An 11,523-nucleotide genomic window follows, 5' to 3' on the forward strand; every position below is an offset into this window, starting at 1 on the left:
CGTGACGCAGGGGGGCAACTCGCGCACCTTCCTCGTCCGGTCGCGGCGTCCGGCGGAGCTCGTGCCCCAGGACGCACCGGACTCACCGGACGAGACGGCCCGCAGGTGGCACGAGCGGGTGTGGCTGCTCGCGGTGAATCCGACGGACCTGCTGGGCCGAGGCGAGGAGCCACCCGGGGGTACTCCCCGCGAGGTGTTCCGCGTGGAGTACCGGCGGGGAGACAAGGGCATCGGCCAGCTCCTCGTGGCGCGTGGGGCGGGCGGTGAGTTCTACGCGCGCACCGAGCACACCGCTGGCTGGGCGCGGTTGCCCCCGTGGGCGGATGCCCTCGTCCTCGAAGCCGAGAAGGTGGCAGCGGCTCGCTGAGTGGCGTCAGGAGCCGCTGCATCGCCGTCTCATGCAGGGGTGCCGGGCTTCTTCGCCGCCGCCATGGCGCGGTTCACGTAGGCGAAGAGCTGGGCGTCGAGCCCGTACTGGGCGCCGACGTTGGGCTCCTGCTGGTACATGGTGCTCAACGACTTCTCGATGCCCGGGTTGCCGCCGGTGAAGGCGCGGACGAGCTCACCCCAGCGCTGGGTGAGCTTCTGCACGGGCTCGCTGGCGGGGTCGCTGCCCTTGTCCATCTCGGCGCGCATCTGGGCGATGAGCTGGGGCCACTCTTCCTGGACCTGGCGGATGGCGTCCTCACCCAGGGCCTGGCGGCGCGTCTCGAGTTCCTGGAGCTGCTCGGGGGTGTAGTACTTCTCGAACATGGTCATGACCTCGATGGTTTGAAGGAGTTGGTCGACGGAGGGTGTCTCCGCCGAGCGGAGCTGGACGGCGAGCGCCTCCAGGCGCTGACACAGCTCCTGTTGGAGGGTGAGCTGCTCGCGAGCACGTGCGAGGCGCAGCTCCAGCACTCGGAGCGGAGAGTAGTCGGGCTCGTCGATGCAGCGTTTGATCTCCTCCAGCGAGAAGCCGAGCTGGCGGAGGGACAGGATGCGCTGGAGGCGGGCGACATCCTCCGGGGTGTAGAGCCGATAGCCGGCCGCCGTGCGAAGTGACGGCGAGAGCAGGCCCAGGTCGTCGTAGTGGTGCAGGGTGCGGACGGACAGCCCGGTTCTTCGGGCGAGCTCGCCCACCTTCAGGGCTTCTGGCCGCATGAGACACGCTCCTTTCAGCCACGCGGGTGTGGCTGAAAAGAGGGGTACACCCTCACGTCGCGTGAGGCTCAAGGGCTAAAGCGAAGCCTGGTTGCCCCTTGGACGAGCGGATCGTCGCTCGGCGTAGAGCCGGTCCCTCCACTCCAGAAGCTCTCCGAACTCGTCCGCGAGTCCCGGCTCGGTGAAAGCGGCGCGCATCGCCGGCCCGAGCGGAATCACGGGGTGCTCCACCGGGCGCACCACGGTCAGCGCCACGGCGGCGGCGATATCGGCGAAGGTGAAGTCGGACAGCAGCGTGCCGCGGCCGCGCAGCGCGGTCCGGAGCTGTTCGAGGGTCCGTCGTATCTTCGCCCGGGTCTCGTCCAGGGGGTACTCGCTCACGCGGTACTTCCTGGCGATGTATGCCGTCCCCATGCCCACCAGCGGACTCAGGACGGCGCGGAGCGGGGCGGGAAGGGAAGGAGGCAGGCTCTCGCGCCCCACGGCCGGGTTCTGGCGCATCCGGGGCATGCTCACCGCGCGCCCGGCCTCCATGAGCCCGGTCGCCATCTCCACGTATCGAGCGATCTCCGCCTCGGCGCCCGAGGGGAACAGCGGAGCGCCCGAGCCCACGCGGTCGGCGTGCCGGGCGATCTCGACGGAGTCACGGATGACGCGGCCGTCATGGAAGAGCACGGGCACCGAGAGCTGTCCGCGGAACACCCGGGTGCGCAGCCGGAGCAGCGGCTCCCCCAGAAACGGCATGTACTCTTCTTGGACGTAGTCGATGCGATGGTGGTCGAGGGCGAAGCGGGCGCGCTCCGACCAGGGGGAGAACGAGGCGGCGACGAGAACGGGTCGGGTCATGGGGCGGTGCCTCCCAGCACCCCGACCAACCTACGCCGCGGGGGCCACGGTCGCCAGCACGCGCTGCACCTCGCGCACCAGCGCGTCCGGCAGGCACGGCTTGGTGACGTAGGCGTCGCAGCCCGCGTCCTGGGCCTCGCGCGAGTGCCCGTCCAGGGCATGGCCGGTGAGGGCCACCACGGGAATGGAGCGCGTGCGCACGTCCGCCTTGAGGCGCCGCGTCGCCTCCCAGCCGTCCATCACCGGCAGCGACAGGTCCATCAAGATGACCGAGGGCCGCAGCGCGAAGGCCTTCTCCACCGCCTCCGCGCCGTTGCGGGCCTCGACGACGCGGAAGCCCGAGAACTCGAGGTACTCGGCGTACATCTCCCGGGCATCCTGGTAGTCATCGACGATCAGGACGAGGGGCGGGGTGTCGTTTCGAGCTGGGGGAGTCATGTCCGCCTCGTACGTCGGGGGAGGTGCAGGGTGAACGTCGAGCCCTGGCCCAGCGCGCTCTTGAGCGACAGGCGCCCATCGAGCATGGCGGCCAGCCGCCGGCAGATGGAGAGTCCCAGGCCCGTGCCGCCATAGGGCCTCGTGGGGGAACTGTCCACCTGCTGGAAGTCTTCCCAGACCTTCTCCTGGTTGCTGGGCTCGATGCCGATGCCGGTGTCCTCCACGGCGATGTGGAAGGTGGCCGTGGCGACCTCGTACGAGGCCAGCACCCGGATGGAGCCCTCGTGGGTGAACTTCAGGGCGTTGGACAGCAGGTTGACGACGATCTGCTTCACCTTCTGCCGATCGCTGTAGGCCTGCGGCAGGTTGGCATCCAGCGCGGTGCTCACCGCCAGCTTCGAGCGCACGATGATCGGATCCAGCTCGGCCATCACCTCCTGGACGAGCTCGGGGATGCGGAACTCGGACAGGTGCAGCGGCATCCGGCCCGCCTCGATGCGGGTGATGTCGAGGATCTCGTTGATGATCTCCAGCAGGTGGCGGCCGTTGGAGTCGATGCGGCTGAGGCTGCGGCGCTGGGGCGGGGGCAGCTCGCCATTGACGCCCTGCAGCAGCATGTTGGTGTAGCCGAGGATGGCGTTGAGCGGCGTGCGCAGCTCGTGGGACATGTTGGCGAGGAACTGCGACTTGGCGGCGCTCGCCTGCTCGAGCTGGATGGCCTGACGGCGCAGCAGCTCGTTCTGCGTGGCCAGCTCCTCGGTGGCGGCATTCACCCGGGCGGCCAGCTCGGAGGAGGCCGCCTCGAGCCGCGAGAGCTGGCGGCCCTTGTCCAGGCGCGAGAGGTGCATGCCCAGGTGGCCGGCGAGCCAGGTCGTGTCGGAGGGCAGCTCCGGCACGGGTGAGGCCACCAGCAGCAGCCCGGGGGCGGGCGTGCCCGGCCCGCCGCGGCCGAGCGACAGGGAGAAGACACCGGTGCCCGTCAGCGGCAGCTCCGGGGGCAGCTCCCCGGGAGGAAACCAGTGGGGCTCGGTCCACTGGAGCGCCTCCACCAGCGGGTGCTTTGGATCATGCAGGGCGAGCATGAAGCCCTCGGCCTCGGCGAGCCCATGGCTGGCCAGGGGAACGAGCCGGTGGGAGTCGGACTCGTCCGGCGCGAGGCACAGCACCTGGACCGCGTGCGTGTGGTGGACGAGCCACGCCACGGCGGCCTCGGCACACGTCCTCGCCTCGTCGCAGCCGAGCAATAGCTCGGCGAACGCGAGTCGCGCCTCGGGGCCCGGTGGGGGGGGCGACGGCAGGGCGGCGGTGGATGGCAAGACGTGACTCTCCGGGGTCCTCGGCAAACAGGTCGAGAGTTACTAGTCAGTGAGGCCCAGTATCCCCATGGTACTCCGGTACTCGCCATGAGTGGCCAACATCCCGAGGCCCGGGTTGTTGGCTCGTGTACAACCCGAGGCTCCCAGGGGAGGGCAAGCAGACAGGCGAGGCAGCCCGGTCGCTCGCCTTTCCGCCCCCCGGCCGCGTTCCTAGCCTTTGGCTCATGGTGGAAGAGCGCACGCACAAGTCGCTGTGGACGGTGACGACCCCGGCGCGGCGCTACCCGGCGCTGCGGGGGGACCTCGAAGTGGACGTGGTGGTGATTGGCGGGGGGATCGCCGGCCTCACCACGGCCTGGTTGCTCAAGCAGGAGGGCAAGCGCGTGGCGGTGGTGGAGATGCACCGGCTGCTGACGGGGCAGACGGGGCAGACCACGGCGCACCTCACCGAGCTGCTGGACACGCCCTACGCCACGCTCGCCTCGGACTTCGGGGAGAAGGGCGCGCGCATGGCGGCCGAGTCCTCCCGCGCGGCCATCGAGAAGATCGCCGGGCTGGTGGAGCAGCTGCGCATCTCGTGCGGCTTCCAGCGCCTGCCCGGCTACCGCTACGCGGAGACGGAGCGGGAGGCCCGGGAACTGGAGCGCGAGGCGTCCGCGGCCCGGCAGGCGGGCCTGATGTGCTCGCTGACGCAAGAGGTGCCGCTGCCCTACCCGGTGAAGCTGGCGCTGCGCGTGGAGGATCAGGCCCAGTTCCACCCGCGCGAGTACCTGCTGGCGCTCGCCGAGGGGATTCTCGGGGACGGCAGCTACATCTTCGAGGAGACGCAGGTGACGGAGCTGCACGAGGGCGTGCCGTGCCGGGTGCATACGCCGCACGGCGTCCTCACCTGCCGGGACGTGGTGGAGGCGACGACCACGCCGCTCAACCGCGTCTTCCTGCACACCAAGCTGTACGCGTACCGCACCTACTCGGTGGCGGCGCGGCTCGCGGCGCCGCTGGAGGCGGGGCTCTACTACGACAGCCAGGATCCGTATCACTACATCCGCACCCAGCGGGTGGAGGGCGTGGACTACCTCATCGTCGGAGGCGAGGACCACAAGGTGGGCACCGAGGAGGACACGCAGCGCCACTACGATGCGCTGGAGGCGTACACGCTGAGGCGCTTCCCGGTGACGGAGATCTCCCACCGCTGGTCCGGCCAGGTCATCGAGCCGGCGGATGGACTGGCGTACATCGGGCGCAACAGCAACTCGCGGCACGTGTGGGTGGCCACGGGCTTCTCGGGCACGGGCATGACGTTCGGGACGCTGTCGGGGATGATCCTGACGGACCTCATCCTGGGGAGACAGAACCCGTACGCGGCGCTCTATGACGCCACGCGGGTGAAGGCGAAGGCGGGGGCGAAGGACTTCATCCAGGAGAACGCGGAGGTGGCCTTCCACTTCGTGGCGGATCGGCTGGCGAAGCCGGAAGGGCATGACCTGTCCGAGGTGCCGGAAGGCGAGGGTCGCATCCTGGAGGTGGACGGCAAGAAGGTGGCCGTCTTCCGCGACGAGGGCGGGGCCGTCCACGCGGTGAGCCCGGTGTGCACGCACGTGGGGTGTTACGTGCACTGGAACAACGCCGAGCGCTCCTGGGACTGCCCGTGCCACGGCTCCCGCTTCAGCCCGACGGGCGAGGTGCTCAACGGCCCGGCGGTGAAGGGGCTGCCGTCGAAGAAGGTCCGCTGAGCCGGGGAGGCGTCACCCCGCGAGGGTGAGGTGCGAGGCAGCGGCCGCGAGTAGCATGGGCCGCATGGGCTTTCCCCCCTCCAGGCTGGGTCTCGCGCTCCTCGGTGTGCTGCTGAGCGCCTGTGTCACCTCGGCGCCCGACGTGCGTGAGGAGGTGGAGGCGCCCGAGCTCGTGTCCTCCTCGTGGGAGGCGGCTCGCGCGGACCCCACGTGCGTGGTGCCGCTGTGTAACGAGGCGCGCTGCGCCATCTGGCGCTGCCAGGACGTCGCGGAGGTGGAGGCCCGCCCCGTGCTGCTGGCGCAGGCCGTGGTTCCGGCTGCTCCGGCTCCGATGTTTCGTTCTTCCCTGGTGGAGCCGCCGCTTCATCACCGCTGGTGGGGACACCCTCTCGCCGCGCCCACCTCGGCGGACCCCGTCTTCGAAATCCCCTGGCACAACTGGAAGACCCGCGAGGTGGGGGCGCGTAAACTCTGGCGCCACCATTGCCTCACTCCCCCGCGCGAGCCCTTCGAGAAGCACCACATCTTCCCGCAGCAGTCGGTGTTGGCCCGGTGGTTCAAGCGTAAGCACATCGACATCCACGCCTTCACCATTCGTGTTCCCAGGGGCTTCCACCAGTGGCTGCATAGTGGCGGGCCAGACGGAGGGCAGTGGAATGAGGCCTGGCGGCAGTTCAAGGATAAGAACGAGGATGCCCCGCCCGAGGAGATCTGGCGGTTCGCGGGCGAACTCATGATGCGATTCGGAGTGCTCGGCCCGCTCGTGCCCTACAACTGCGATTGATGGAGCCTGGGAGCACCCGGATGCAACATTTCAGGATCGAGAAAGACAGGAACTCGGGTTACACGGGCTCCGTGGACGCCGTGCACAAGTGGGGCCTTCCAGGCATTTTCAAATGCCCTGGATGCAAGCTGACTTGGGGAGGCGGCGCCAGAACGTATCCCTCGGTGGATTTGACTCCGGTGGCCGCCCTGGCCGACTTCGAGGAGGCCCGAGCCGAGCCCATCGAGGAGTATGAAAGGCTCTGTGAGCTGGTGCGCCCTTTTTTGCCTCCAGGGGCCATGTTGAAGCCTGGTACGGAGTTGGGCCCGCTCGTCGGCAATGCCCGAGGCCGCTTCGGGTCGTTCTTTTCTATCGAGCAATGGTGGCTGCTGGTGCAGCGCGAAGCGCTGGAGAAGCTCCAGGCCAAGGGCCTGCGAGAACTCAAGGGGTGCCGCACTGAGATTCGTTTCCGCCAACGGAACTCCCCCGAGTTGCTCGAGTTGGAAATCCTCCCCAAGGGTCATGCGCACCCCGATTGCCTGCCCCCCGATCGAAAACCCCTTTGCTCTCGGTGTCACCGTTTTGGCGTCACGCTGCCCGATGAGCTCCTGCTGGATGCGAGCACGCTTCCCGGCGATCGCGACTTGTTCCGGCTGGAGGACTTCTCCGGCGTGATCGTCTGCACCGAGCGCTTCGTCGATGCCTGCCATCGCCTGGGGTTGGACGGCGTTGCATTCCACCCTCTCGCGTCGAAGTGAAGGGCACTACGATGAGGCCCATGCCCGCCGCGACCAAGCGTGTCCTTCCTGCTTCCGACTCCCTGCCGTCCGCCGAGAGCCTCCTGCCGGAGGGTTTCACGCCCGCCGCGCGCAGGGCGCTGGCGAAGGCGGACCCGACGCTCGGCGCGCTGATGAAGCGGGTGGGGCCCTTCAGCATGAAGGTGGAGGCCTTGCAAAGCCCCTTCGCGGCGCTGGCCCGGTCCATCGCCTACCAGCAGCTCACCGGCAAGGCGGCGGCCACCATCTTCGGTCGTGTCTGCGAGCGTGTGGGAATGGGGAAGCGCTTCACGCCCGAGGCAGTGCTCGCCCACCCGGTGGAGAGCCTGCGCGAGGCGGGGCTCTCCGGCGCCAAGACGGCGGCGCTGCGAGACCTGGCGGCGAAGGCGCTGGAAGGCGAGGTGCCCACGCTGGCCCGAGCCAGGCGCATGAGCGACGCCGAGCTGGTGGCGCACCTCACGAAGGTGCGTGGCATCGGCCAGTGGACCGTGGAGATGCTGCTCATCTTCCGGCTCGGCCGACCGGACGTGCTGCCGGTGGATGACTACGGCGTCCGCAAGGGCTTCATGCGCACGTACGGCCTCTCCGAGCTGCCGCGCCCCAAGGAGCTGCTGGCCCACGGTGAGCGCTGGCGCCCGTGGCGCACGGTGGCGAGCTGGTACCTGTGGCGCTCGCTGGAGTTGCCGGAGTAGCCGCGCCTCCCCCACGTCCAGGTCACGACGCTTGCCTGGGCCCTGTTTGGGACGAGGGGCGCTCGCGCGTTGCCTCGCCGGGTACACGTCTGTACAGTGCCCGGCCCCATGAAGCCAGAGAAGGAAGAAGGGGCCTTCGCCGGTTCCCGGCGCAAGCCCTGGTCGGGTCCCCGCGGTCTCGAGGCCGTCCTGAAGGGGTGGCGCGAGGACAGGCAGCTCTGGCCCAACTTCGTCCTCGACGAGGTGACGCCGGAGCGCACCGGCTCCTACGCGCCCCTCCCCGAAGAGGTGGCGCCCCAGGTGCGCGAGGCCCTCCAGCGCCGAGGCATCGAGCGGCTCTTCTCCCACCAGGCCGAGGCGTACCGGCTGGCGCGCGAAGGGCGCAACCTCGTCATCGCCACGCCCACGGCCTCGGGCAAGAGCCTCTGCTACAACCTGCCGCTGCTGGACCGGTTCGCGCGGGAGCCGCAGGCGCGCGCCCTCTACCTCTTCCCCACCAAGGCCCTCTCGCGGGACCAGGAGGAGTCGCTGCGCGTCTTCATGCGCGAGGCGGGCCTGGAGCACGGCGCCATCACCTTCGACGGGGACACTCCGGCGGATGCCCGGCGCGCGGCCCGGGAGCGCAGCGGCGTGCTGCTCACCAACCCGGACATGCTGCACACCGGCATCCTCCCGCACCACGCCAACTGGGCGCGCCTCTTCTCCAACCTGCGCTACGTCGTCATCGACGAGCTGCACACCTACCGGGGCGTCTTCGGCTCGCACCTGGCCAACGTGCTGCGCCGGCTGCAGCGCGTGGCGGCCTTCCACGGCTCCTCGCCCACCTTCATCCTCGCCTCGGCCACCATCGGCAACCCCAAGGCGCACGCCGAGCGGATGCTCGGGCGCGAGGTGTCGCTCATCTCCGAGAGCGGCGCGCCCGCGGGCGAGCGGCGCATCATGGTCTACAACCCGCCCGTGGTGAACGCGGAGCTGGGCATCCGCGCCAGCTACCTCAAGAGCGCGGTGAAGCTGGTGTCGGACCTGGTGCGCGCCGAGGTGTCCACGCTCCTCTTCGGCCAGTCGCGCAACAACATCGAGGTGATGCTCAAGTACCTGAGGGACCAGTTCATCGCGGACAAGATGGACCCCAACCTCATCCAGGGCTACCGCGGCGGCTACCTCCCGGGCACGCGCCGGGCCACCGAGGCCGCCATGCGCTCGGGCGGGGTGCGCTGCGTGGTGGCCACCAGCGCGCTGGAGTTGGGCATCGACATCGGCTCGCTCGACGCGGTGGTGTGCGCCGGCTACCCGGGCTCGGTGGCGGCGCTGATGCAGCGCTTCGGCCGCGCGGGACGCCGGGGCGCGGGCAGCCTCGCGCTCATGGTGTCCTCCAGCGCGCCGCTGGACCAGTACCTCGCCGCGGATCCGAAGTACCTCACGGGCGCTCCGGTGGAGCACGCGCGCATCGATCCGGACAACGTGGAGATCCTCGTCCAGCACCTCAAGTGCGCGGCCTTCGAGCTGCCCTTCACGGAAGGGGACTCCTTCGGGAACGTGCCGGCCGAGTCCACGGAGGAGGCGCTCGGGTTCCTCGCGCAGCACGAGGTGGTGCACTCCACGCCGGGCCCCGAGGGCCGCAAGATGTTCCACTGGTCCACCGACGCGTACCCGGCCAACCACGTCTCGCTGCGCAGCGTGGGCTGGGACAACGTGGTCATCATCGAGCTGGGCACGGACCGCACGCTCGCGGAGATGGACTTCCGCTCGGCGCACACGATGCTGCACGAGCAGGCCATCTACCAGCACGAGGCCGAGCAGTATCAGGTCGAGCGCTTCGACTACGACAACCACAAGGCCTACGTGCGCAAGGTGGCCCCGGACTACTTCACCGACGCGATGACGTACGTGCGGGTGAACGTCATCCAGGAGGACCAGGGCGCGCCCATGGGCCCGGAGCTGCAGGCGGGCATGGGCGAGGTGAGCGTCATCGAGAAGGTGGTTGGCTACAAGAAAATCAAGTACCACACGCACGAGAACGTGGGTTACGGCGAGGTCACCCTGCCCGAGATGCAGATGCACACCACCTCGCTCTGGCTCACCGTGCCCGAGTCCGTGGTGCGCGCCATGGGGGCGCCCCGGCCCGCTGTCATCGACGCGCTCCGCGGCATCGCCAGCGCGCTGCGCACGGTGGCCTGCGTGGGGCTGATGATCGACCCGAGGGACCTCGGCAAGACGCTCGGGAGCAAGGACGACGCGGACGGACCGCCGCGCAAGGACGGGGGCGTGGGCTTCGATCCCACCATTTTCCTCTACGACAACGTGCCCGGCGGCGTGGGGTTGGCCGCGCGCCTGTTCGACCAGCGCGAGGAGCTGCTGCGTCGCGCCCGGCGGCTGCTGGAGTCGTGCGCCTGTGAGGACGGGTGCCCCGCCTGCATCGGCCCGGCCGCGGGCGCCCTGCCCGGCAGCGCACCGGTGGATGCCCATCCGCGCAAGCGGCTCGGCCTCGAGCTCCTGTCGGCGCTCGGGGTAGGGGCCCTGCAGTAGGCGAGGCGCACCGTGGACCTCAAGCGCAAGCTGGCACGACTCGGCGGTGTGGGCCCCGGCGGCAAGGCGGGGACGAAGCCGTCTCCTGTTCCGGAAGTCCCGGGGCCGGAGGCGGCCGCTGTCGTTCCAGCGGCGGAGGCGCCTTCCCAGCCCGTGGAGGCCGCTTCCGCTTCGGAGACTCCCGCTCCCGAGTCTCCGAAGGCACCGGACCCGCGCGTGGTCGCGCTGCGCCGGATGCTCGGGGACTGGGCCGAGAGACAAGGCGCGGCGATCGCCCGCCGGGGTCCCTCCTCCGCGCCAGCTCCAGGTCCGCTGCCGGCCGAGCCTCGGACGACGCCGCATGGCGTGGTCCACGTCGCCGAGCGCGTGCTGCCGCCGGACCACTGCCATGGCAGCGCCCCTCTCGCGGAGGCACTGGACGTGGAGTCCGCGCTGGTGGCCAGCCTCGCGCTGCAGCCGGGGCTCTCGGGCGTGGACTTCCAGCGGATGCTCTTCCTGGACACGGAGACGACGGGGCTCGCGGGCGGCACGGGCACCGTGCCCTTCCTGGTGGGGCTCGCGTGGTTCGAAGGCCGCTCGCTGCGTGTGCACCAGCTCTTCCTGCGCAAGATGGGCGAGGAGGCTCCCATGCTGCGGGTGCTCGCCGAGCGCATGGCCCAGTCCTCGTGCCTGGTGACGTTCAACGGCAAGAGCTTCGACTGGCCGCTGCTGCGCACGCGCTTCGTGCTCAACCGCGTGCCCACGCCCTCCGAATTGCCGCACCTGGACCTGCTGCACTGCGCGCGCCGCGTCTTCAAATACCGCGGCTCCGGCACGCGGCTGGTCCACCTGGAGGAGCAGGTGCTCGGCTACCACCGGGTGGGGGACGTGGACGGCTCGCAGATTCCCGAGCTCTACTTCCGCTTCCTGCGCGGCGCGGACGGCTCGGGCCTGACGCCGGTGCTGGAGCACAACGCGAACGACCTCCTCCTGCTGGCGGCGCTGCTGGGCATGCTGGTGCGGCGCTTCCGGGCCAGTGGCACCGAGGGGAAGGACCCGCGCGACCTGCTGGGCTTCGCCGGCGTGGCGCTCCGGGCGCGGGACTACGAGCGGGCCCATGCCTTCGCTCGCGCCGCCGCCGCGGGAGACGGGGGCGCCGTGGGCGTCGAGGCGCTCGCGCTGGCCTCGCGGCTGTCACGTCGCGTGGGGGATGACCAGACGGCGGCGGCGAACCTCCAGCGGGCGCTCGCGTCGGCGCGCAAGGAGCAGGCCGCGCCCCTCCACCTCGCGCTGGCCAAGCTGTACGAGCAC

Annotated in this window: 10 protein-coding genes and 1 pseudogene; 7 read left to right on the top strand and 4 right to left on the bottom strand. The window is 70.1% G+C overall.

From position 1 onward, the window contains the following. Window positions 1–367 (top strand): annotated as a pseudogene (locus VF697_RS17025) (hypothetical protein); the annotation flags it as partial. A gap of 29 nt (window positions 368–396) precedes the next feature. Here VF697_RS17025 and VF697_RS17030 read toward each other — a convergent pair. The 4 genes from VF697_RS17030 to VF697_RS17045 form a co-directional block, all read right to left on the bottom strand. Then, window positions 397–1,143, bottom strand: coding sequence for a MerR family transcriptional regulator (locus tag VF697_RS17030; protein WP_331096259.1), 747 nt, complete (start codon window positions 1,141–1,143; stop codon window positions 397–399). Window positions 1,144–1,218: 75 nt separating this feature from the next. Beyond that, window positions 1,219–1,989: a glutathione S-transferase family protein gene (locus VF697_RS17035; protein ID WP_331096261.1), complete on the bottom strand. Its 771-nt coding sequence runs from the start codon at window positions 1,987–1,989 to the stop codon at window positions 1,219–1,221. Between the two features lie 30 nt (window positions 1,990–2,019). Further along, complete coding sequence (locus VF697_RS17040) at window positions 2,020–2,427, bottom strand: response regulator (protein WP_331096263.1); 408 nt, start codon at window positions 2,425–2,427, stop codon at window positions 2,020–2,022. Further along, a complete protein-coding gene (locus VF697_RS17045; RefSeq protein ID WP_331096265.1) occupies window positions 2,424–3,743 on the bottom strand; it encodes a sensor histidine kinase in 1,320 nt (439 codons plus the stop codon). The genes VF697_RS17040 and VF697_RS17045 overlap by 4 nt, the downstream gene beginning before the upstream one ends. 224 nt (window positions 3,744–3,967) lie before the next feature. Here VF697_RS17045 and VF697_RS17050 point away from each other — a divergent pair, with 224 nt between their 5' ends. The 6 genes from VF697_RS17050 to VF697_RS17075 form a co-directional block, all read left to right on the top strand. Next, window positions 3,968–5,476, top strand: coding sequence for an FAD-dependent oxidoreductase (locus VF697_RS17050; RefSeq protein WP_331096267.1), 1,509 nt, complete (start codon window positions 3,968–3,970; stop codon window positions 5,474–5,476). Window positions 5,477–5,540: 64 nt separating this feature from the next. After that, the gene (locus VF697_RS17055; protein WP_331096269.1) at window positions 5,541–6,260 is read left to right on the top strand and encodes a TIGR02269 family lipoprotein; all 720 of its coding nucleotides are present in this window, start codon (window positions 5,541–5,543) and stop codon (window positions 6,258–6,260) included. Window positions 6,261–6,280: 20 nt separating this feature from the next. Then, window positions 6,281–6,997 (top strand): double-CXXCG motif protein, encoded by a 717-nt coding sequence (locus VF697_RS17060; protein WP_331096271.1) that lies wholly within the window; start codon window positions 6,281–6,283, stop codon window positions 6,995–6,997. A gap of 20 nt (window positions 6,998–7,017) precedes the next feature. Next, on the top strand, window positions 7,018–7,707 hold the full coding sequence (locus VF697_RS17065) for a DNA-3-methyladenine glycosylase (protein WP_331096273.1): 690 nt from the start codon (window positions 7,018–7,020) through the stop codon (window positions 7,705–7,707). A 108-nt stretch (window positions 7,708–7,815) separates the two neighbouring features. Further along, window positions 7,816–10,233: a DEAD/DEAH box helicase gene (locus VF697_RS17070; protein ID WP_331096275.1), complete on the top strand. Its 2,418-nt coding sequence runs from the start codon at window positions 7,816–7,818 to the stop codon at window positions 10,231–10,233. A gap of 12 nt (window positions 10,234–10,245) precedes the next feature. Then, window positions 10,246–11,523 (top strand): ribonuclease H-like domain-containing protein (locus tag VF697_RS17075; protein WP_331096277.1); only part of this gene is annotated, 1,278 nt, incomplete at its 3' end.

The sequence above is a fragment of the Archangium sp. genome (assembly GCF_036388035.1).
Lineage (GTDB): Bacteria > Myxococcota > Myxococcia > Myxococcales > Myxococcaceae > Archangium.

Excerpts from the sequence above, each read along its gene's own strand:
- VF697_RS17050 (WP_331096267.1), top strand. The coding sequence starts at position 3,968 with ATGGTGGAAGAGCGCACGCACAAGTCGCTGTGGACGGTGACGACCCCG.
- VF697_RS17070 (WP_331096275.1), top strand. The coding sequence starts at position 7,816 with ATGAAGCCAGAGAAGGAAGAAGGGGCCTTCGCCGGTTCCCGGCGCAAG.
- VF697_RS17055 (WP_331096269.1), top strand. The coding sequence starts at position 5,541 with ATGGGCTTTCCCCCCTCCAGGCTGGGTCTCGCGCTCCTCGGTGTGCTG.
- VF697_RS17040 (WP_331096263.1), bottom strand. The coding sequence starts at position 2,427 with ATGACTCCCCCAGCTCGAAACGACACCCCGCCCCTCGTCCTGATCGTC.
- VF697_RS17065 (WP_331096273.1), top strand. The coding sequence starts at position 7,018 with ATGCCCGCCGCGACCAAGCGTGTCCTTCCTGCTTCCGACTCCCTGCCG.
- VF697_RS17035 (WP_331096261.1), bottom strand. The coding sequence starts at position 1,989 with ATGACCCGACCCGTTCTCGTCGCCGCCTCGTTCTCCCCCTGGTCGGAG.
- VF697_RS17030 (WP_331096259.1), bottom strand. The coding sequence starts at position 1,143 with ATGCGGCCAGAAGCCCTGAAGGTGGGCGAGCTCGCCCGAAGAACCGGG.
- VF697_RS17060 (WP_331096271.1), top strand. The coding sequence starts at position 6,281 with ATGCAACATTTCAGGATCGAGAAAGACAGGAACTCGGGTTACACGGGC.